Raw genomic sequence first — 22,034 nt, forward strand, 5'->3', positions numbered from 1 at the left:
AACGAATTATCAACTGATATACTTGCACCATTCGTACCTAAATCCTATACGGGTAATGTATCCGCTGATGTTTATTACAAAGTAACGTTGGGAAATGCATCTTATGTGGAAAGTGATATGCCTGCTACAGACTTGCCTGCTACAGACTATCATTTAAGCATACCGTACTCAATTCCAGATCAGGTTAAACTTCAGATACAAGAACTGGAGAATTTAATAAAGACATCTGCTGACATGATGATAGTTGTTCCAAAAACAGGCGACCCTGTTTCATGCGATATCTCGGTATTAACGGTACCACAGGTAGGAGGCGCTCCTGCAAAAGAGTACGTTAAGTTTACACTCGAGACTTCTTTCGATTTGCCGGTCTCACTTTATGCGGTCGGCCTGACAACCGATGAAATTTCCCATACTATTACCGCCTCCGCAGGAGATAACGGCACAATAGCCCCATCCGGCGATGTGTCCGTTATCGAGGGGGCGAGTAAAGATTTTAAGATAACGGCTGACAAGGGCTACGTGATCGACACCCTCAAGGTTGACGGCTCCGAGATAACGGCGGCGGCGGGAGAGGCATCATTCACCTACACGCTGAAAGATGTGACCAAAGCACAGAGTATCACTGTGACCTTCAAAAAATCCGAGACCCCCGGCAAAGATAATGTCTCCGAGGCCGGCGTCTCCGGCGAGGGAGTGACGGCGGCGGAACCTGTCTTTATCGAGGCGGCGGACGAAGCGGTCGCCTCGCATGACGCCTACGCGGACGGCGGCAAAGAGCTGACGCTCGTCAAAGAAGACGGCAGCGCCGGCGATACAGTCACCTTCAAGAAAGAGGCCCTCGTCTGCGCCGTGAAGCTCGACGTGACGCATACCGATCCCGAGGCGACGATGACGCTCACCCTCTCGCCCGCCGAAGGGAAATCCTTCGACGCCGCGAAAAAGTATTACGCGATGATCCAGAACAAAAAGAGCGCGGCCTACACCCTATTCGAATGCGCCCCCGCCGGCGGCAAACTTACAGTGACCGTGAAACCCGTCGGCGACTACTTCTCGGAGAATACCGTCGTCGTCTACACCGGCACGGCGGCAGGCAGCGCCACCCCTGACACCCCGACGACGGGCGGCGGCAGCGGCGGCGGCTGCAACGCCGGCATGGCGGTCATCGCCCTGCTCGCGTTCGCGCCCCTCGCGCTGCGCCGCAGAAGGTAGATAGATTCCGCCGCCCCCTGTATCTTCCACACAGGGCGGCGGGACTGTAAAAAATTTAGGGGGAACGCGATTAGCGCCTTTGCTCCGCGACGCGCCCCTAAAATAAAGGGAGGTAGATATCATCAGGATATGTAACTCTCCGGCGCCATGGCATCACGCGTATTTTAATTTAACTGGCGTGCCCGGTATCTCCGGACACAAAGACGACATCTGAAAGGATGTGCATATTATGAGTAAGAAAAAGTTCTTCACTCTGTTGCTGGCTCTCGTAACGGCTCTCACAATGAGCCTCGCGGGGACGGCCCTCGCCGCCGACACCTGGGACGGCACCGTCGGCACCGTGCCAGCGCCCGTCAACAACGTCATCACCATCACCACCGGCGCGCAGCTCGCAGGCTTGGCGGCGGCGGTCAACAGCGGTACGGATTACGCGCAGTACACCGTCCGCCTCGGCGACGACATCAACCTCAATAATCGTGACTGGACCCCTATCGGGCGTTTCTTCCAGTATCCCAGTGCATGGGTTCCAGACCCCGGCAACAAGGCCTTCAGCGGTATATTTGACGGTGCGGGACACAGTATCACTGGCCTCAATGTGGTCAATGATAATAACAATTACACCAATAGAGGCGAGACAGCCGGTCTCTTCGGCTATATCGACTTCCCCGCGGCTACCACAACCAGAAGAGCCGCCAATGCGACGCCCGTGACCGCAGCAGCAAAAGCACAGTCGGATGCGGCTGCCCTCGGCCTCGCCGGCGAGGCCTATGACCGCGTCGTCGCCGAACGCACCGACCTCTACACCGCCTTCGGTGTGGCACCGGAGGCTATTCAGACCAGGTCCGTCACACCGGCTCCCACCGGCGGCATCGTCAAAAACCTCAAACTCTACGGTACCGTCACCAACACCAGAGGACAGGGAGCGGCTGGCGTCGTCTGCTGGAACGACGGCCTCATCGAGAACTGCTACTTCGAGGGTACCATCTATATCCACGATAACAACAACCGCGCCTACACCGGCGGCATCTGCTCTCTGCTCGGCGCCAGCACATACGTTGTCAACTGTGCCGCTAAGGCGGACGTTAAGGCCCACGGCGGCGTCTACAGCTATGCGGGCGGCATCGCAGGCTACTGTTACGCAATGGGTAGCGGCTATGTCGTCAACTGCTCCGTACAGCCCGGCTCAAAGATAGACTCATACATGGACACCGGCGGCGTCGTCGGCGGCTTTGCGAACCAGGTCTACAACTGTGTCTCCGCGGCCGACTCCGTCACCGTCGACGGACATAACCCCAACGAGTCCGGTTACTATACAGGCGGCATAGTAGGCGCATACGGCACCACTTATAACTGCTACTGGCTCCAGAGCAGCTCCGCCAGCACAACACAGCCAGGTGCGGCGGTAGGCGGCGGCAGCGACGTAAGCGGCCTGCGCACCACCGTGGCGGCGCTTCCCGCCGGCTCCGTATTCTTCACCCCCACGGCGGTCAACGTAAACGGCACGGCCAGCGTTACGCACACTTACTATCCGACCGGTGCGGCGGCGAATCCGCCTGCACTCAATAACTGGAGCACCACCGACAGCTCCGTCGCGGCAGTATCCAACGGCACGGTGACCGGTTATTCCGTCGGCACAGCTACCGTCTCTGCCACAGCTTCCAGCGGCGCCTGGTCGACCTCGACCCCTTCCGCCGTCTCCGTGACGCCGGAGAGCGGCGTCACTGTCACACAGTAAACCTGCCCTGTGCGGAGGGCCGCGCCGCGGCTCTCCGCACCTATACTACAAATGCCCCGGGAGGCGAATCTTATGCTGAAAAAAATAAACGCCCTTCTTTTGGCCCTGCTGCTCTCCGTCACAGCTTCATCAGCCTTCGGGGCCCCATCCGAAATAACAGTCACCGACCTTGACCCCCAGGGACTGAGCCGTAGCTTTGAAACGTCAATTAGTACTTGGTATCAAAACCCGCAACCGACAGGCACTACCTTTGTTGGAGCCTCTATGGGATGGAACATAGGAAGCGATATTGACAAATTATCAAATCCCGCAGAGCCAGCGGAACCCCCTAACAGGGAAATATTTGAAGATATTCTTTCAAACGACACCGCCCCAGTTGAGGTATGTGTCCATATACGAATCAAACTGCCGTTACAAAACGCCTTGATCACTGAAAACGATACTCAATGGCGCGATACACTTCAGATCCTCTATTTTACAAATGGATTCAAAGGAGAGATGAAATTAAACCCACGAGCCCTTGCCGGAATCGCCTCTCAGGATCAGCTCCGTGAACTGCGTAATGTCGAGCAGCTGGTCGTCGTCGGCGCCGATGGCAAGGTACAGACAATGAAGGCCAAAGCCTCTTACGGCAATGTGGATGAAGTGGATTACTACTATATAGTGAACGACTCCTATGGCAATGTATGGGACACCCAAAGCACCTTTCCAATGACGGTCTACGGCGTATCCTATAAATATCTCGAACATGACATTACAGTCACCCAGCCGGAGAACGGTGCTATCGCCCCAATCGAAGAGAGCGGGATCGTCAAGGTGAAACACGGCGAGGATGCGGAATTTACGGTCACCGCAAACAGCGGCTACCAAATCGCCTGTCTGCTGATCGACGGAGAACGTGTCGACGTGGATGAGAGATACCTCTGTACCTATAAATTCCCCAAGGTTACAGAGGCGCACACAATCGGCGCTGTCTTTGAAGAGGATGCCAACGCGCCGGAGATCGGCGCCGATAAAGGCGTCTCCGGCACCGTCGCTGATGTCATCGAGACATCCGACGACACGGAGGTCGCGGCCTTTGAAAAGGGCGGCTTTACGAACGGCGGGACGGTCCATATCGTGAGCGCCTCCGGCTTGGTGACGACAAAGACGGAGGGCACCTTCACCGCTGACACCGACGGCTTCGTGCAGGCGGTGAAGCTCAAGGTCGAATATGAGGAGGGCGCGGAGTCCAGGGGGCTGACGCTCGCCGTCAAACCGCTCGACGCCGCGAAGCCCTTCAGCGCAGATAAAAAATATTACGCGCTGCTGCTGAACAAGAAGACGAACTATTACGACCTCTTCCCCGCGGCGCTGAACGCCGCCGGCAACCTTGAGGTCGCCGTCAAGCCCGTCGGCGATTATTTCAGCGAGGGGACGATATTCGTCTATTCCGGCACGGCGACGGACAGCGGCACGCCAGTCACCCCCGACACTCCGGCAAACCCCGACAGCGGCCCGAAGTCCGGCGGCGGCTGCGCCGCGGGCGTTGGCGCGCTGGCGCTGCTCGCCGCGCTGCCGCTGCTCCGCCGGCGCACCGGCAAATAATCGATACCACAGTTCCCGCCCACGGCGGGAAACTGTCACACCGCACGAACAGAGGCCGGATCTCCCCGGCCTCTGTTTGTTTATTAAGTCGGCATATCCGGTCGCGGCGATGCGGCGAAGCTGTTCCAGCCAAAGAACGCCCGCGGCGAAAGCTGTTGTATGATCTAAGGTCAAAGCCCCTCAGGACAGGCAGGTCAGCTCCCCAGTAAAAAAACCTTAAGGCCAAAAGATAAATCACAATTTTATTATCCGCAGCAAAATAAAGGCGCACATCCGTTTTCCCATTTCATCTGTCGTACTACCTCCGATATCCCCTCCGCCGTTTTACGGCTTTTGCCCTCGTCAATTTTCTATTTACCGCGCTATTTGCATTTTCTTCCAAAGCCGCTTATAGCAAGAAAAAATAACTTGCCGCACCCTTTTTTATCTCCTTTTTTCCTTACTTTACAATAATAATTTATAGGCAATGTGAACAAAGATATCTGAAGGCTCAGTATATATTACTAATTTATTTTAAGTATTTTATGTAATTACTACGTAATATTACCTAAAATTTTATTTTACCTTTTTTAATAAGAAATATAGATCAATTCTGTATTGACAGGGCTATTACGTATATATATACTGCACAATAGAATGATTGTTAAATAAAAAAACTGGCAACTTTTAATTTATGTTTAGCAATCATCCGCAACAACCGAAACAGCCTCTGCCGCAGTATTCAGGACGAGAGTACATCATGTTGCAGCTGCGAAATATTGGAAGGAGAGAACCGACGGGCCTTCCACCGATGGTATTTTGCCTTTTGGAGAACGGATGGCACAGCAACGGATTTCATGCCTCAGGAAGAAAACTGTGCCGTTGCCTTTCTGAGTATATATATTCTGTCCGTCTATTTTTCGTGTCATCGCCGCCCGTCATCTATTCTTCTCCGCCGGCTTCCGTTTCGCCGCCGGCGGTACTCTCGTCCCTTTCGAAAACAGCGCGGCCAATAACGCCGCCGGAAGGGGACGCGGCGACTCCCCTTTCACGGCGCGGCCGTTATCTCACGGCGGAAACTTAGAAGGGAGGGATCGGCCAATAATGAATTTTTCAAAGCTGCTGCGCAGCCGCGAGGGTGGAATTTCAAGATATATCGATTCAGGAGGGACAAAAAATGAAAACAAAAGTTACGGATAGTCTCCGTAAAGGAATATCGAAGGCCGCGCTGTTATGTTCTCTCGCCTTAATATTTACGCCCGCGGCCGCCTCGGCGGACCCGATGGTATCGGTTACCGATGGGGGTACCCATGAATATAACACAGATTACACCATAGACGTGCCGCAGAATATGGTCGGCACCCCCGCCGTATACGTCGGCGGTCTGAATGGCGGTACCGTCCGTTTCAAAAATAATCTCACCATCAATAACGATACGCCGATGGGGTCACTTATGCAGCCGCAGGGCATCCAGGTCAATCTGCAGAATACAAGCGGAAATGCATTTGTGGAGGTCTTAGGCAAGGCGATAATCAATACGCGAGAGGTAGCGGTCAGAGCGGACGCATATAACGGCGCCTCCTACAGCGCGGAGATAAGATTGGGCGACGGCTCCGAAATAAACAGCGCCAATAACGTGGCGGTCAGCGCCCACCGCAGCGGCCTGATTGCCGTCGGCGACGGCGCCAAGATAACGGGTAATTCCTACGGCGCGACCGTCGCCACAATTGTCGCTTCGTCAGGTGGTAAGGTGGAGATCGGCAACGACGCCGAGATCGGCCAGACGGCGACAAACTACTCGGCAAACAGGATAGCCCTTTTAAGCTATAATAACGCGCCCGGGTTTCCTACGGGCTACATACGCGTCGGGGACAACAGCAGGATATATTCCCTCGGCACCGGCGAGGGGTCGAGCGCCGTCGTCACCGGTTGGGTATTAAATCTGAACAACGTTGTGACCGCATACAGCGGCAATATTGAGATCGGCAAGAACGCCAACATCTCCGCCATCGGCGATGAGGCCTTTACCGTCTGGAGCCGCCACGAGGATTCGTCGATCACGATCGGGGAGAACAGCCTCATCACCGCCTCGGGAAACGACGCCGCGGCGGTCCGCGCTGGAATACGGATGGGATATTATGACTATAATTCCGCATTAAAATATAACTATATAGGCGGCGGCCTGATAGATATCGGCGAAAACTCGACGGTCAAGACGACGGGCAGCGATTCTTACGGCCTCGACTCCCGCTACAACGGCTCGCATATACTCCTCCATGACAACTCCATCATCTCCACGGTGGGCGAAAAAGCCTACGGCGCCACCGCCTCGTCCGGCGGTGAGATCACTTTAGGCGACGTCTTCGTCAGCACCTCCGGTAAGAGCGCTCTCGGACTGCTGGCCGGCGGATATGTGGATACCAGCAGCGGATATCCCTCCGCCGTCGACGCAGGCGTCATCAACGCCGACAACGGACTTTCCGTCGTCACTACCGGCGAGAACGCGCACGGCGTCACCGCCTCCTTCGGCGGGCAGGTAAATCTCGGCGGCAATATCAATATCGACGTCGACTCCGGCAAGGGTTCCTACGCCATCGGCGCCGCGGGGCGCGCGGCGCTTGGCAGCGGTTCCGCGCCCACCGTCTCCGGCAGCGGTGTTTTCAATGTCAAAGGCGATATCGGCGCCGTCATGGGCGGACAGGTGGATCTCGGCATGGAGGACGGCTCGGTTTTCACCGGCGCGACACGGATCGGTACTTATTATGACATCACAGACCCGCAGGCGATTTTCCCCACGATGGACAGCAGCCTGCTGGCTCTATGGAGCAACGCTCCCATTTATTTCCCCTATATGGATCAGGGTACGAGTCTCTCTCTGGCGCTTAACGGGGCAAATTCTGTATGGAATGTGACTGAGGATTCGAATCTTACAAAACTCTCTCTGGACGGCGCCACGGTCAATCTGGCCTATGAGGCTCCCGGAAGTTCCTCCACGCCGTTTAAGAAGCTCACTATCGGCAATCTTAACGAGAGCGCCGGTACCGGAAAGGGCGGCGTTTTCGTCCTGCGCGTCAACGACGCTCCCGGCGGACTCGTCGAGGGCGACAAGCTGCATGTCAACGGCAAGGTCAACGGCGTACATAAGCTCTTCGTCGCCAATAACGGCGCGGCAAACGCTTTGGGCAATGAGAACGTCAGCCTGGTGGAGACTTCGGACACGGCCAGCGACGGCGGCTCTTTCAGACTCGCGAACAGCGCAGTTTCCACCGGCGAGGCGGAGGTCGTCGAACTCGGCGCCTTCCAGTATAAGGTCTCGCAGAAGGATGGCAGCGATGAATTTGGCAGCGGCAGAACGTGGTATCTTTACGGCGCGGGAGCAGTAGACCCCGGCGATAAGCCCACTCCTCCACCTTCCAGCAACCCGGCCTCCGCCGCCATCAATACTTTCGCCGCGAATTATCTCCTGAATTACGCGGAGACCGACACTCTCATACGACGACTCGGAGACCTGCGCTTCACTGAAGACAGCAGCGGCGCCTGGTTCAGGGCCTACGGCGGTAAGTTCGAGTCAAACTCAAGGTCTTTCGTCAAGGAGTTCGATATGAACTACGGCGGAGCTCAGCTCGGATATGACCGCAAGCTCGAAAGAAGCTGGCTGCCCGGCGGAGACACTTATCTCGGCCTCTACTTCGGATACAGCAAGGGCGACCTCGATTACCGCGAAAACGGATACGGCAGCGGCGACGCCGAGAACAAAACTCTTGGCGCTTACGCCACATACGTCGCTAAGAACGGATTCTACGTCGACGCGATAATCAAATACGTATGGAGCAAGAACGACTTCAGCGTATACGACAGCCAGGGAACTATGGTCACGGGGGACGATGTGAGCCTCGGCGGCTTCGGCGCCTCTCTTGAGATTGGAAAACGTTTCCGCTTCAAGGCGAACGCTGGCGGCGGCGCGTGGTACGTCGAGCCGCAGGCACAGCTGAGCTACCTGCGTCAGGGCAGCGCCTATTTCTACGCGAACAACGGCCTGAACATCGGCATAGACGACTTCAACTCCCTGCTGGGACGTATCGGGACTTTGATAGGTTATGAGACCGAGAAGACCAACTTCTACGCGAAGGTCTCATACGTGAAAGAGTTCGACGGGGATATGGACATCCGTTACGGGAACGGGACCCGCATCGCGGGAGAGAGCTTCGGAGACGAATGGTGGGTGTACGGCGTCGGCGTCACGCACCAGGTGAACCAGAAGAATTCTCTCTACCTCTCACTGGAACGCTCCTCCGGCGGTTCTTTCACCGAAGACTGGGCGCTGCGCGGTGGGTAGCGTATCACTTTCTAGCCATTCCGTATCGCCAAAAGGTACATTCCCGAATAACATCATAAAAGCAGAGGCCGGAAAAATTCCGGCCTCTTGCTGTATCTACCGCTATTGGACTTATTCGTGGAACGCCGCCTCTGCCTATATCTATATTGCCGTTATAATGCCTTTGAGTTTATCTCTTATCTTACGCAGACGCGCGGCGACGGCCTGCTGGCTGATGCCGAGGGTCTCCGCGATCTCCCTCTGGGTAAAGCCCTCGATGAGTGCCTGGGTGAGGTCAAGCCCTTCGGGGCTGAGAAGGCGGAAGAGCATCTCCCGCAGCTCCGCCTCCCGGTATCTCTCCTCCTCCGTTCCCACCGTCTCCTCGATCTCCTCCAGCAGTACCTCGTCTCCCTGCGCCCGCCCGCGCCTCATGCGCGCCGCCGCGTCGCGGACGATGCCGGGCAGATTGTTTTTGAGGAAATGGGCGAGCCACTTCATATCGGGGCATTTGGGGATCAGGAGGAGCAGCGCGAGATAGCCCTCCTGTACAAGATCCTCATAATCGGCGCCTCGCCCCTGATAGCGGCAGGCGGTGGCTTTGACGAGCGGCGTGTAACTGTCAGCGATCTCCCGCACCTGCGCCTCGCTATTCATCGGAGACCTCCAGATGGACGAAAGAGCGCTCCGGGTAGGCGATCGTCCTGGCAAAACCGGCCTCCTTCGCCATTTCGCGGAAGAGGCTCTGGCTGCCGGCTGGGACGGCGACGTCTGCGGCGAGACCCCGGCGGTGAAAGCTGTTCGCCGCGCCGCCCACCGCGGCGTTATGCGGCGCGCAGCGGTAGCCGCTGGTGACGACGAGCGGACACGCGCACAGGCCGCGCAGCCGCTGCATGGCGGCGGCGAGCCGCCGGTGGAGGACGACGGCGTGGCAGCAGGGACACTGGAATTCCCTGAGGTTGAAGTTCGGCGTTATCTGAAAGTCGTTGAGACGCATGGGTGATGATACCCTCCTTCTGTCTGTTTTTTTATAAGATTTTGGCCTTTGTTGGGGAAATTTAATGTAAGTGCCGCCGCGGCGGCGGTACCGGTAAATGTTCTTGCCGTCTCTCCGCCGCGGCGGCGTTCCGCGCCTATCGGACGCGGATGCCGGTTCAGTTTTCGGGACGCGCAATCTTTTCCATGACGGCGCCAAGGCTTATGACCGCCTTGGTCAGCTCTTCAAGACGTTTGTCCATCCTGACAAGCAGGAATGAGGCCACCGCGATGGAGAATCCGTTCTGGATAATGCTGCCCATCAGCTCGTCCATTTTTTATCGCCTCCTGTCTTTTCTGCCGTTCAGTGTACGGGCGATGATCCGTCCGAGTATTTTGAGTATTATGCGCCATTTTATTCTATGGGGATTTGTTTTTATTCACCTGCTTACTGTATGATATCAAATAATATGTATTTATTCAAGTATTAATGCATACTTTTCGCTTACTATAGATAATTTATTCGCTTTTGTGATAGGGAAGGAACGACTGCCGTCCCTTCCCGCTCTTTTCCGGGCTATGCTCCGGCCTCTGTGAGTTCGATCTCGGTCGACGTGCGCTCGATGAGCTCAGCCGATTCGCAGGATACCAGGGTCACATCAAAGGGCTGCTGCTCAAGGATGAGATCAGCCGCGGCCTTTACCTTCGCCGCGCCCTCCGCTCCTGAGAGCTCAGGAGCCGCGTAGTCCATGCTCACGTAGAAGTTCTTGCCCGCCTCTGTGATGAATTTCATTCGGATCGTCTTCATTGTCTTGTTTCACCTCCTCTCCTGTTCCTGTCCTTTTGTTACTAGCCCTCGAGAAGCCCGGTGTCGTACTTCTTGACCGAGGCCACGGGATACTCAAGCAGGCCGCCGAGCGCTCCGACAAGCGCGTTAAGATTCTCCGCGCCGGCCGCCGCGCCGATCTTCGAGACGGAGACCGTCTTGGTGACGCTCTTTCCGTCGACGGTGCCGAGGGAGAGCGTAAGGCGAAGTGCCGAGGTCAGATGTTTCACATTTGCCATTTTGTATTCTTCCTTTCATGTTTGATAACTATAATAGTGTGCTGCAGGACATGATTTTACAAACGGAGCCAAAAAATATTTTACGCCGGCTAAAATTTGTACAGCAGACACCGCAAATGGCTGTAAGATGGGAGAACCTCCGCAAAAAGCGGCGCATATAACGCCCCGTCCGCACAAGGAGCCATCGAAGCCTAAGAAGAGCCGTTTTAACCTCTTGAGACTTTTTTACAGCGCCATATGCGTAACCCGATAGAATTTACCGGTTGACAAAAGGCGCGGGAGGGATATTCTCATAGATATCAGCTCTTTGATCGAAGAATGGGAGGCGCCGCCATTGATGAACTATTCCGTTACAAGATACTGCACGCTCTGCGAGGCGGATGATTTCGTCGCGTCCTGCGTCGACGTCCCGAAGTTTCTCGGCTTCTGCCGCGAGTGCCGGAATTACGGGAACAACTGGATGTGCCCGCCCTTCGACTTCGATCCGCTTGATATATGGCGCTCCTACGGCAAAGTCAGGCTCTACGGCCTGCGCATGACTCCCGAGGGGGAATGCGGCGGGGAAAATAGCGCGATGGAATGCGCCAGAGAGATAATCATAAAGGAAAAACGCGGACTGACCGACGAACTTTTAGAAGAAGAAAAGAAGATACCGGGCAGCCTCAGCTTCTTCGCCGGCTCCTGCGAGCTGTGCCCCGTATGCGCGAAGACAACCAGCGAGCCCTGCCGTTTTCCCGCGAGGGCGCGGCACTCCATAGAGGCGCTCGGCGCGGACGTGAGCATCGCCCTGAAAAAATATCTCGGTCTCGACATCCTCTGGATACGCGACGACAAACTGCCGGAGTACCTGACGCTCGCCGCCGCGCTACTGCTGCCGCGATAAGGTTTCAGTGCCGCGGCGCCCGCGGCAAGTGCTCAAACGGCGGCGCTGATAAGCTTTAAAACGCAGCGTTCCTATATAAAGCCAGCCCTTTATCTGTAAGCAGATATTTTTGGCGCGGATGATTGGGCTTGCCAGGATAGAGCCGCCGAATAAAACCATCCATGATCGCCGGCTCCAGATAAGAGACGGTAAAATTTCCTCTGTCACGCAAATTCACCGCGGTAAGCATCTCTTTGACTGACATCTGTTTCTCACCAAGCGCCATAACCAGTCTTAAAATATTTGGATCGCCGCCGTTAAACTTGCAGGGTGCTTGTAGGGAGGTTGTCGGGTGCCTGTTGGGTGCGCTTTCCCTTGAAAGACCGTGTTCGTCCCCCTCATAGTGGGCTCCGACCAGCAAAAAACGGTTCTTCAATTCGTTTCGCTCCCCCAACAGTAAATTACGAAAGAAACGCTCCAGATATTCGGAATTAGCTTCGATCCCCTTTTGATAATTCCTGTAATTGGCGCGCACCAGAGCGTTGCGGAAGTACCATGCATTGTCGACAAAGGTGTCGTTATTGACCTCGAATCCTATAGAACGGAGATACTTTATGGTAAATACGGCGGTCGTTCGGGTATTGCCTTCGCCGAAGGCGTGAACCTGCCATAGGTCGGAGACAAACTTCGTGATATGTGCCGCCACTGCTCCGACGGAGAGGCCGCTATAATTAAACCGCTTCTCCTGCGCAAAATCGTACTCCAACGCCGCACACAACTCAGCCGCGCTGGCATACAGAACCGTGTCACCGCGCAGCACCCATTCTTTTTTAGTTATATTATAATCTCTGATTTGCCCGGCGAAATCAAATACACCGGCAAATATACGGCGGTGGATAGAGATATAGCCTGCCGGAGAAAAGGTAAAAGCCTTTTCGTTCAACAGTCCGGTAATATTAGCGGACACCTTGTCCGCCTCTTCCGTTCTGCCGTCTTCCGGCGCCTTGCCGGATTTGCTTTGATAATAACTGTCAATTAAATTCTTGACTTCGTCAATAGAAATATCGCCTTCGATATGTCGTTTCGCAGTCTCCAGCAAATATGCCGACGGCTTTAACCCGTCGACCGCCTGCAGGCCGATGGCCGTTTTCCACGACTCGGCCCGTTTTCGCCGGTGAGGCTCGCCCTGACGCAGATACTCGTCAAAGTCATAATACGGACAATGTTCGCCTCTTTTCATCTCACCCCACCCTTTTGAATACAGACAGCGCTCTGCTGCCCCGATATCATTGTATATTGCGGTTATTGTAAAGGCAAGCGACGATACTTCAGTCAGATATACCGCCGTGTTCCGTCGATTATTCTGGGAATTCGTACATTTATATAATAACTAAAACAGCAGGAAGGACCGCGTGGTATGCGGTCCTTCCTGCTGTCTGCGTATATTGGGTCTATCTATGAAATTCCTGTTGGGGGAGGAATTTTCAGCTATGCGGCCTGTGTCGATTTGGCTGTCTTTACGACTTCCTTGTCGAAGTAGCAGCTCTTGAGCAGCTCTTCCATCTGCGCGGGCGTGATGGGACGCGGGTTGGAACCGGTGCAGGCGTCGCCGACGGCGAGCTCCGCGACCTTCGGCAGCTTCTCCATAAACTCCTTCTCGTCAATGATGCCGCCCTCATAGTCCTTGATGCGCGAGGGGATATCAAGCTTGACATTGAGTTCGTTGATGTGGTCCACAAGGGCTGCTACAAGCTCCTCTGTCGTCTTGCCCTCAAGGTGGAGGTAACGGGCGATCTTCGCGTAACGCTCGGCCGCCGCCGGTTCCACAGCGTTGAAGCGGATGACCTTCGGCAGGTACATGGCGTTCGCGCAGCCGTGGACGATATGGCCGCCGCTGTAAGCCGCGCCAGTCTTGTGCGCCATCGAATGGACTATGCCGAGCAGTGCGTTTGAGAAGGCCATGCCCGCGAGGCACTGCGCGTCGTGCATCCTGTCGCGCGCCTCCATGTCGCCGTTGTATGATTTAACGATATCCTCGCTGATCATCTCGATCGCGTGGAGCGCTAGAGGATCGGTATAGTCGCAGTGCAGCGTCGAGACATAAGCCTCGATCGCGTGGGTCATGGCGTCCATGCCGGTGTGCGCTGTGAGCTTCTTGGGCATCGTCTCGGCAAGGTCAGGATCGACGATCGCCACGTCGGGGGTGATATTGAAGTCCGCAAGCGGATACTTGATGCCCTTCGCGTAGTCGGTGATGACCGAGAAGGCCGTTACCTCCGTCGCCGTTCCCGATGTTGAGGGGATGGCGCAGAACCTCGCCTTGGTGCGCAGCGTCGGGAAGTTGAAGGGAATGCAGAGGGCCTCAAATGTCGTGTCAGGATATTCGTAGAAGGCCCACATCGCCTTAGCCGCGTCGATCGGCGAACCGCCGCCGATGGAGACAATCCAGTCGGGCTGGAACTCGCGCATCACAGCAGCGCCCTTCATCACCGTTTCAACCGAGGGATCGGGCTCCACGCCTTCGAAAAGACGGACCTCCATGCCGGCCTCTTTAAGATACTGCTCAACCTTATCGAGGAATCCAAAACGCTTCATGCTGCCGCCGCCGACAACGACGATCGCCCTTTTGCCTCTGAGTGTTTTAAGCGCTTCAAGCGAACCCTTTCCGTGATAGAGATCGCGCGGTAATGTAAATCTTGCCATGGTAAATTCCTCCGATACGTTAAAATTTTTATATTTTGTACTGCTTCGTTAATCACTTCATATTCTGTATTCTACTCACCGCCGTCTATATTGGTAGATACAAAAATGGAATATAGCTATTCAAATATCGATATAACTTTATCTAATATTACAATATTCCAATGTTTTGCGTACCGTGCTTACTCACAATATAAAACAAATAACCCGGCCCGCCGCTGATCTTCCATGCGGCGGGCCGGGTTCGATATTTCTTTCTCAGCCGGTCAGGCGGAATGACCGCTCTCCCTCCGGCGTCTGAGGAATATTTGGAACTTTATTTTGCCGAATACTCTACCAGCATCTTAAAAAAATCGTGCTGGAAGGGGTCGGAATCGGCGAGGGATTCCGGGTGCCACTGCACGCCGATGAGGCCTTTTTTGTAATCCGGCATCGCTATTCCCTCGATGAGTCCGTCGCCGGTCTCCGCGGTGACGACAAAGCCCTCCGCGAGCCTGTTGACCGCCTGGTGGTGCGCGGAATTAACGTTTATCTCTCTTTTTTCCGAAAGGGGCAGGAAGCGCGGTTCGATGATATTCACCGTATGCGAATAGCCCTCCATCGGATACGGGGACTGGTGGATCTTCCAGTCAGGATTTATCCTGTTGATATCCTGATGTATGTTTCCGCCAAAGACAACGTTGATCATCTGCTGTCCGCGGCATATCCCAAAGATAGTTTTACCCTTTTCATAGGCTCTCTTTAATAGAGTATATTCAAATTCATCCCTGACGGGGTCGGTCTCTCCGCTTCCATCCGCCTCTTCGCCGTATAGCGACGGAGTAATGTCGGCGCCGCCGCAGAACAAAAATCCATCGTACTTAGCGGCGACTGCGTCGATCTCCTCAGCCGTTCCTCTCACAGAAAGAAGTTCGGCCAAACCGCCGGCCATGCCTATATGGCGCAGCATCTTTCCCGTCAGGCAGAGGCGCTGCCAGCATGTTTCAACGATATTGCGCCCGGCATCCTGGAAGAGGGTATCTGCGAATGAGTCGTAAAATGCCGAGGAAGCCACTCCTATCAATGGTCTCATGATTTTCTCCTTTCAGCGCCCATTTTGTGATTCGCGCAGATCACAAAAGGTATCTTAAAAGAAAATACCCCCGCGGGGGTATTTTCTCTCGCGCATTTCGTAAACAGCGGCGTCAGATAATTATTTGCCTATCTGCGTGCCCTTTATTCTCTCATACTTCTCCGGTATCTTCACATCCGTGGTGTGCATATAGCCCCTGCCAAAAATATATGTGTCCTGGTAGAGCATTATATATTTCTTGTTCCTGGTCCCGTTCGCGAGGTCAAGATACCTTTTGCCATGCCATCCTATTCCGGGCGTATATTTCTCAAAACAGAGCGTGAAATCCTTGATATTGCCCAGCTTCGCCTTTTTCTCGACCACCCGTTTGCCGTATTCCACCATGGCGCAGGTCATGCTCCAGGGTACCGAGGCGCTCCACGTTCCCATGCGTCCCTTTCCGCCTGCGGCGATAACCGTGCTCTCGATCTTTTTCATTATCGCGGGCCAGTCGCCCGATTCGTTTTTGAGGTCTATCCCAAAGGCTCCGGGATAGCCCAGGATCGGCGAGGGGTCGTCCTGCTCGATGAAGAAACCGCCGTATTTGGCGATCTGCCTCAGAAGGGGCTCCGTCTGCGCGTCGTTCGTGCAGTAAAAGGCGGTATTTTTGCCATACTTCTTGAGCCAGGCGGGAACCTTTTCGAGGATGAACTGCTGGGCTCCGGCGACTCCCACGTCGCTCACGGGGTCGGGAGCAGTCTCAAATGAAAACTTGACACCCAGCTCCTTGCAGGCCGCCTCCATGATAGCGCGCTTGCGCGCCTGGAGCTCATAGCTCTGATGGCGCGGGAAGGATACCATGACAAAGTTTTTCGCGCCAAGCTCCTTCGCGGTGTGGATGATCAGATATCCACGCGAGATGCTGTCGCCGACGGCGCTGAAATCCGAGATTGAGGAGATGACGTTCGGGTCCTCGTGCGGGGAGCCGGAGAGGCAGATCACATCGTTCCTCTTCTCCTTGATCCTGCGGAAGGCCTCGGTGGTGCCCGGCACCGCGTCGTTGACGACGATGACCTTTACTTTCGGGTCGTCCGCCAAGCCGACAATCTGCGAGATGGTGGTCTCCATCTCCTGCATGAAGTTATCCGGGAAGGTGACATGCTTGATCATGCCGCCCTTGGAAGCGTCGCCATACTCCCTGACGATCCTCTCCGCGCCGCGGTAGGCGTCCTCCGCCTGGGAAACGGTGGGCGTCGCGACGCCGATACGGAAGGCCGGCTCCGCAGATACCGACGCGGCGCACAGCACAGCGGCGCAGCATGATACGACAAAACAAACCAGGAACTTTCTCACAAAGTATCCCCTGCCTTAAGATTTATGATAGCGTGCCAGAAAAAACAGGTACTTACCGCACATGGCGTGCATACTATCACCGGTTCGACGGCGATGTCAAGAAAAACCAGCCTCGGCACTATGGTCCGGTCAACTTTAAATCTTACGCTCATAACTCATGATTTTTTAAACATTTTATTTTTTATCGCGGCGGAGCTGCCAGGGACGATTACTTTGCGGGGCGGCTCCTCTCTGCCGTACGCTGAGGACATGGCCACCGCTTCATCTGAACCGCCGCCGACCCGGTTGAGCGGCGGCACACGCGTAGCGGCATCTGCATCTTATATTCACTGAATGCACAAAAAAGAGGCGGAGTTTCCCGTCCGCCTCTTTCACTGAACCTACTGTTTGGTGCAGATTTTATACGTTTATTTCTTGCGTCTCGCCGCCGCGAGCGGCAGCAGCGCCAGCAGTGCTAAGACTCCCACACCTGCGGAGCAGCCGCTGCTTGAACCGCCGGAGGGTTTCGGCGCCTTTGCCTCGTTCATCGCCATCGCCACGGGGTCGATTACGCTGCCCGTAGTGTTGTCGTAGTCGAACTCTCCGTTATCCTTGACGAAGAGTATGAGCGTGTATGTCGCGGCCGGATCGATTTTGTCGGTAAAGGCGAGGTTGTTTCCATCCGCGTTTTTGAGCGTGAAGCTCTGGTCGGCGTAGCCGGCCGGCTCCGCAGTATAGCCAAACTTCGCGCCCGTCTCGTCTTTAAGTATTTTGATGAGCGTGATGTCGCTGACTATATTGTTGGCCGCCGCGCCAAGCTGCGCGCCGGTCGTCTTCATCGCGAGGGCCGCGACTTTGCCGTCGCTAATCGTCGCCGTGATAATGGGCAGAGTTACGATCGTCTTCGGAGCCACCGCCGCGTCGTCCGACATTACGGAGGCCACGGTCTTTTTTGCGATCACGGGGTCGACTGTGATATTGCCGTCAGCCGTCGCGGTGAAGAATTTTACCGGAACGTCCGCGCTCGCCGCGAGGGCTTTTGTGTTTTCCTCCGTCGCCGGCTTGATGACGGGGGTCGCCGGTTTCACATCTGCCGGTACGTCTTTGTCCTTAGTCACGGGGTTATCCTTTTCAGTTACGGCGGTCGGCGTTACGGGAGCCGGTGTCGGCACCGGGTCCGGAGCAGCCGGGTCTTCGACAGTCACGGTGCAGCCGGCGGTCGTCTTTGTGACGGAGCCGGTGGCGGAGATAACGGCGATGCCGGCCTTGTGTGCCGTCACCTTGCCTGCGTCGTCGACCGCAGCAACCGCAGTGTCACTGGATTTCCAGGTGACAGTTTCACCGACGACAGGTGTCGCCGCCTTCACGGTATCGCTCTTTCCGAGCTGAAGTTTCAAAGCAGTTGGCGTTACGGCGATAGGCGCATTCTTACATGTGACGACGAGTTCCGGCTTTGCTGTAGTCAACCGTAACATCCTGCTCTACCGCTTTCGTTAAGGTGAGGGCCGAAGGCGTTCCGAGATTCGTCCAGTTGCCCGTCAGTTTAATGGCCGTCGCCCCGCCGAGGTCCGCAAGTTTCAGCTCCGTGCCGCTGGAAAGCTCGATACGGTCCATCTCCACTATCGTCGCGCCAGAGAAGTCGGCCTGGACGTTGTCGAAGACGAGGACGGAGTCGCCGGAGACGGAGTCGGTGTAATCGGCAATATAATCGTTACTGTCGGCAGGGTTATTACTCTGTGTTCCCTGTCCGCTGATTGTGCCTTTGTACGCCTTCGTGATATTACTGAACGTGACGGTTCCGTTTTTTTCAACGGAAGCTATAGCAGATGTACTTGTCTTGCGCCTGCCGCCGACAAAGATCTTCGAATTTTCCGTAAGCGCGGAGAGGCCGCCGTCGCCCACGATATCGATATTTGAACCGCCGCGAACGACAGACTGGGTCTCACTGGTAGGGCAGTTCCATGCCATGCCGCCGCCAAAGACATATTTGATCCCGCTGCCTCCGGTTATTATGATATGCGAGTCACCGTTAATATAGCCCTTGCCGCCCTCGTGTTCAACATAATGGCCGCCAAATAATCTTGCCCTGCCACCGTTTTCCCCCATCGTTCCGCCGGAAAAGGTTATGCTGGCGTCACCGCTCACGGTTGCCGTGCCGTTGGCATAGACTTCGGCTCCGGCAAAGACAGAATCGTCGACGGCGCCTTTTAATATCCGCACCTCCGCAGACCCAACCGTAAGAGACGGAGTGCTAACATTACCTAACAGCGCTCCGGCGGCCCATATTTCGCGGACTGACCCGCCGCCGTCGATATTAACAATGGTGGCTCCCTTTACAGTACCGTAAGTCGTACCGGCCTTCCGAATCATTGGTCCTGCAAGCAAAGCTGTGCCCTTACCGGTTTTCCAATCCGCCTTGAAATTGACGGTGCTGTCTCCTTCCACAACGATAAAATCTGATGTACTATCATTATTCAACAGGCCGCCAGCCGTAGCCTTAAGATAATATACAACGTCGTTGGCGCCCAGCGTTCCGTTGATATTCAGCGTCGTATTGCCGGAAACGCTTCCGCCCTCAGGTCCGGCGGCGAGAAGCAATGATTTCTGACCACTTCCATCACCTTCATATATTTCCGACGTCTCGGCGGAATCGAAGGTCATACTGGAATCTTTAAGGTCGGAGCCTACCCCGCCAGCAATAATTTGGGTAAAACCTCCTTTGGTATAGAGTTTCGACTTGCCCCAATTTACCGTGAAGTTTGCGCTTCCGCCAGCGTTATCCTTAGCGCCGTATATCTTAAAACTCTTTGTATCCTCAGCTCCTTTAGCCCCAAGGTCACCGCTGATATTTACCGTAATTGCTCCTTCTGCATTCGGCTTATATAAATTGCCCGCTTCGATTTTCGTAAGGTCTATCGTCCCGCCATTTTCATATGAAACTTCATTTGCCGCCCACGCCGTTCCCAACATCGCGGCTGCCGCCACAAAGGCTAGCACCAGCTTACATTTTCCCTGCAACTTTATCATTCAGCACACCAGACCTTTCACCCCAAATAAAAATAATAAAAAAATAACCTCACGCAATAAGAGTATCTCCCATTTTTGTGGTTTTATAGATCACTCTCCCGTCCAATTTCCAGCCCCAGACCAACGCGCGTTCGCACAGATACAGAGGATATGAAGATCCCCTTCGCAACTCTTTATATTGCGTCTTACTCAGTTTATGAACAGGCCGACCGCCGAATAGGCGGATATGAATGAATGCGGTAATCGGCAACCGGCTGTCATAACTTTCGTCTTAGACCCTTGGCTTTTGCACTAGTCAACAAAACCTGGACAGTTGACTTGCTTAACTCTGTATAGTAGGGGGGTATCTCGTTACGTCCTACTCCTAAAACTGCCGTTTCCGCTATACGCCTCCTTATACTGTTTCGGCGTCATGTATCCCAAAGCATAGGCCGGACGCTCTTCATTGAAGAATTTTATGTATTCCTCTATCTCCCGCTCTATGTTTTCTTTGCCTGTTACATGAAAGTCTGTAAACAGCTCCGCTTTCAGCCAGCCGTTTATCGCTTCCATCGCCGCATTGTCCGTAGGAGTTCCGCTTCTGGACATGGAGTGGGCTATATGGTTCAGTTCCAAGATGTCGTTGTATTTCTTGGAGGCGTATACCGCGCCCTGGTCTGTGTGCAGTATCGTCTGCCATTCCGTTTTTTTATCTTTATTCATTATCAGTCCTTCCAGCCCGTCTATGTATGTCATTCTGTCTCCGCGCCTTGAAGACAACGCATGGCTTACTATTTCGTTGTTCCATAGGTCCATATACAGTGTCAGCTCATAGTACGTACCTTTGAAGCAGAATGCCGTCATATCGCTCGCTATGTACTGCATCGGTGAGTATACCGGCAGGCCTGCAAGAAGCAGGTTGGGGAATAATCTGTACGGATTGCCTGGTTTTTTATAACGGTAGTGTTTTGCCTTGCTCTTTATACCGGCAGCCCTGCAACATTTATAGGCGTACGGATCTGAATGGACTATTCCGGTGTCAAGGCGTATCTTCGCGTTAAGCCATCTGTATCCGTGCGACGGATATCTTTTATGATATTCCATAAAGAGCATTACGCTTCTAGCAAAATCCCTCGCTCTTTTGGACGGTTCAAACAGGCTGCGTTTCCAGTTATAGAAGCTGCTTCTGGGAATCCCCGTCACACGGCACAGGATGACTACAGGAAAATACTCGGATAGTTCCAGAATTACTTGGTATTCGAGCTGTCTAAAAGGATATATTCCTTTACCGGACCATCTCCTTTCACCTCGTAGCCTTTTTTTAATCTTGCTTCCGCTACTTTCGCTTTAATCAACTCAACAATGAGTTCTTTTTTTGTCATGGACTCATAATCTGATAGGTCAGGCTGTCTTTCGGAAGGCTTGTAAACATAACTGTCCGAACCGTTTCCGGAAGACTTGGGCGGCAGACTGTTGGAATCACGATACATCCGCATATAGTCCCTAGCCGTGTCGTCGCTGATGCCGTAGGCTTCGGCAGCCTCGTAACGTGTCATTATCCCCTCATAAACTTTTCGTCCGATTTCAAGACGCTCTTCTTTCGTGTATCGCATTACAGGCCTCCTGTGCATATAAACATGGCTCTTGTGCCACAAGATATTATTGTCATGTATAAAAGACAATTATATCTTGTCTCACTTTTACCCCCTATATGTACAGGATTAGTTTAGCAGTGCAGCTTTCCGTCGCTGTCTTTCGACAGCTGTGGCTTTTTTATAATGATTAACATTGAATGAATTTTACATCACCCCCCCCCGTGTCAACATTTATTTAGTATTTGAATGAAAAAGTATGTTAAAATCGGCTAGAATTATGGGAAATGGTTTCAGGGCAAACATATCGGCAAAAGTTGGATGGAGAAAAGAAAGATAAATTACGGTTTGGCACAGATTTTCGGCGCCCTCTCCGAGGGAGCTCCACGCGAAGCGGGGTGAGGGAGAGTTGACCTTAGGTTCTCCCGCGGCTTTTGCCGCGGGCTCTGTTTGGCGCGGTTTCCGCGCCAAACAGAGCAACACTCCCTCAGTCTCGGCGGAAAAACACCGCCGAGCCAGCTCTGATGTAACTACCAGCCGAATCGCACAAATCAGAAGGGATATAATTTGGCTCCCTGGCCGCCTCACAGAGGGCGCCTTTAAGAGCAAGGGCAAAAGATAAATCGTAA

Annotated in this window: 18 protein-coding genes and 1 riboswitch; of the genes, 5 read left to right on the forward strand and 13 right to left on the reverse strand. The window is 54.2% G+C overall.

From position 1 onward, the window contains the following. Window positions 1-360: 360 nt before the first annotated feature. The 4 genes from BED41_RS16555 (at window position 361) to BED41_RS13640 (ending at window position 8,846) form a co-directional block, all read left to right on the forward strand. Window positions 361-1,209, forward strand: coding sequence for a Synerg-CTERM sorting domain-containing protein (locus tag BED41_RS16555; RefSeq protein ID WP_066747452.1), 849 nt, complete (start codon window positions 361-363; stop codon window positions 1,207-1,209). A gap of 229 nt (window positions 1,210-1,438) precedes the next feature. Further along, on the forward strand, window positions 1,439-2,944 hold the full coding sequence (locus BED41_RS13630; protein WP_066747455.1) for an Ig-like domain-containing protein: 1,506 nt from the start codon (window positions 1,439-1,441) through the stop codon (window positions 2,942-2,944). A 72-nt stretch (window positions 2,945-3,016) separates the two neighbouring features. Beyond that, entirely contained in the window at window positions 3,017-4,531 is a 1,515-nt protein-coding gene (locus BED41_RS13635; protein ID WP_168160277.1) for a Synerg-CTERM sorting domain-containing protein, read from the forward strand. A 1,156-nt stretch (window positions 4,532-5,687) separates the two neighbouring features. Next, a complete protein-coding gene (locus BED41_RS13640) occupies window positions 5,688-8,846 on the forward strand; it encodes an autotransporter outer membrane beta-barrel domain-containing protein (RefSeq protein ID WP_066747462.1) in 3,159 nt (1,052 codons plus the stop codon). A gap of 141 nt (window positions 8,847-8,987) precedes the next feature. On the opposite strand, the gene BED41_RS13645 is transcribed toward BED41_RS13640, so the two are convergent. The 5 genes from BED41_RS13645 to BED41_RS13665 all read right to left on the reverse strand — a co-directional run bounded on the left by BED41_RS13645 (window position 8,988) and on the right by BED41_RS13665 (window position 10,862). Then, a complete protein-coding gene (locus tag BED41_RS13645) occupies window positions 8,988-9,479 on the reverse strand; it encodes a sigma-70 family RNA polymerase sigma factor (protein ID WP_066747465.1) in 492 nt (163 codons plus the stop codon). Beyond that, complete coding sequence (locus BED41_RS13650; protein WP_066747468.1) at window positions 9,472-9,819, reverse strand: YcbK family protein; 348 nt, start codon at window positions 9,817-9,819, stop codon at window positions 9,472-9,474. The genes BED41_RS13645 and BED41_RS13650 overlap by 8 nt, the downstream gene beginning before the upstream one ends. A 157-nt stretch (window positions 9,820-9,976) precedes the next feature. Beyond that, on the reverse strand, window positions 9,977-10,132 hold the full coding sequence (locus BED41_RS13655; RefSeq protein ID WP_066747471.1) for a YvrJ family protein: 156 nt from the start codon (window positions 10,130-10,132) through the stop codon (window positions 9,977-9,979). A gap of 242 nt (window positions 10,133-10,374) precedes the next feature. After that, on the reverse strand, window positions 10,375-10,605 hold the full coding sequence (locus tag BED41_RS13660; RefSeq protein WP_066747473.1) for a DUF2922 domain-containing protein: 231 nt from the start codon (window positions 10,603-10,605) through the stop codon (window positions 10,375-10,377). A 41-nt stretch (window positions 10,606-10,646) separates the two neighbouring features. Then, complete coding sequence (locus tag BED41_RS13665; protein WP_066747478.1) at window positions 10,647-10,862, reverse strand: DUF1659 domain-containing protein; 216 nt, start codon at window positions 10,860-10,862, stop codon at window positions 10,647-10,649. A gap of 337 nt (window positions 10,863-11,199) precedes the next feature. Between BED41_RS13665 and BED41_RS13670 the strand changes: the two genes are divergently transcribed. Beyond that, on the forward strand, window positions 11,200-11,745 hold the full coding sequence (locus BED41_RS13670; RefSeq protein WP_084002477.1) for a DUF2284 domain-containing protein: 546 nt from the start codon (window positions 11,200-11,202) through the stop codon (window positions 11,743-11,745). 55 nt (window positions 11,746-11,800) lie between these two features. Here the strand turns inward: BED41_RS13670 and BED41_RS13675 are convergent, their stop codons facing one another. From BED41_RS13675 to BED41_RS13710, 8 genes are all read right to left on the reverse strand, one after another. Then, window positions 11,801-12,964 (reverse strand): Fic family protein, encoded by a 1,164-nt coding sequence (locus tag BED41_RS13675; protein ID WP_066747481.1) that lies wholly within the window; start codon window positions 12,962-12,964, stop codon window positions 11,801-11,803. Between the two features lie 248 nt (window positions 12,965-13,212). Continuing rightward, on the reverse strand, window positions 13,213-14,427 hold the full coding sequence (locus BED41_RS13680) for an iron-containing alcohol dehydrogenase (RefSeq protein ID WP_066747484.1): 1,215 nt from the start codon (window positions 14,425-14,427) through the stop codon (window positions 13,213-13,215). Between the two features lie 313 nt (window positions 14,428-14,740). After that, window positions 14,741-15,496 (reverse strand): gamma-glutamyl-gamma-aminobutyrate hydrolase family protein, encoded by a 756-nt coding sequence (locus tag BED41_RS13685; protein ID WP_084002478.1) that lies wholly within the window; start codon window positions 15,494-15,496, stop codon window positions 14,741-14,743. 120 nt (window positions 15,497-15,616) lie between these two features. Continuing rightward, window positions 15,617-16,828 carry a DUF3798 domain-containing protein gene (locus BED41_RS13690; RefSeq protein ID WP_066747487.1) on the reverse strand — a complete coding sequence of 404 codons (1,212 nt, stop codon included), beginning with the start codon at window positions 16,826-16,828 and terminating at the stop codon, window positions 15,617-15,619. A gap of 407 nt (window positions 16,829-17,235) precedes the next feature. Beyond that, window positions 17,236-18,273: an Ig-like domain-containing protein gene (locus BED41_RS13695; protein WP_229712318.1), complete on the reverse strand. Its 1,038-nt coding sequence runs from the start codon at window positions 18,271-18,273 to the stop codon at window positions 17,236-17,238. Then, a complete protein-coding gene (locus tag BED41_RS13700; RefSeq protein WP_066747493.1) occupies window positions 18,236-19,834 on the reverse strand; it encodes a hypothetical protein in 1,599 nt (532 codons plus the stop codon). The genes BED41_RS13695 and BED41_RS13700 overlap by 38 nt, the downstream gene beginning before the upstream one ends. A gap of 351 nt (window positions 19,835-20,185) precedes the next feature. Further along, window positions 20,186-21,139 (reverse strand): IS3 family transposase, encoded by a 954-nt coding sequence (locus tag BED41_RS13705; protein ID WP_437177029.1) that lies wholly within the window; start codon window positions 21,137-21,139, stop codon window positions 20,186-20,188. Next, window positions 21,061-21,426, reverse strand: a complete 366-nt coding sequence (locus BED41_RS13710) for a helix-turn-helix domain-containing protein (RefSeq protein WP_066742226.1) — start codon at window positions 21,424-21,426, stop codon at window positions 21,061-21,063. The genes BED41_RS13705 and BED41_RS13710 overlap by 79 nt, the downstream gene beginning before the upstream one ends. A 112-nt stretch (window positions 21,427-21,538) precedes the next feature. Next, window positions 21,539-21,592: riboswitch (cyclic di-GMP riboswitch) on the reverse strand. Window positions 21,593-22,034: the final 442 nt, after the last annotated feature.

The organism is Cloacibacillus porcorum, from assembly GCF_001701045.1.
GTDB classification, from domain to species: domain Bacteria; phylum Synergistota; class Synergistia; order Synergistales; family Synergistaceae; genus Cloacibacillus; species Cloacibacillus porcorum.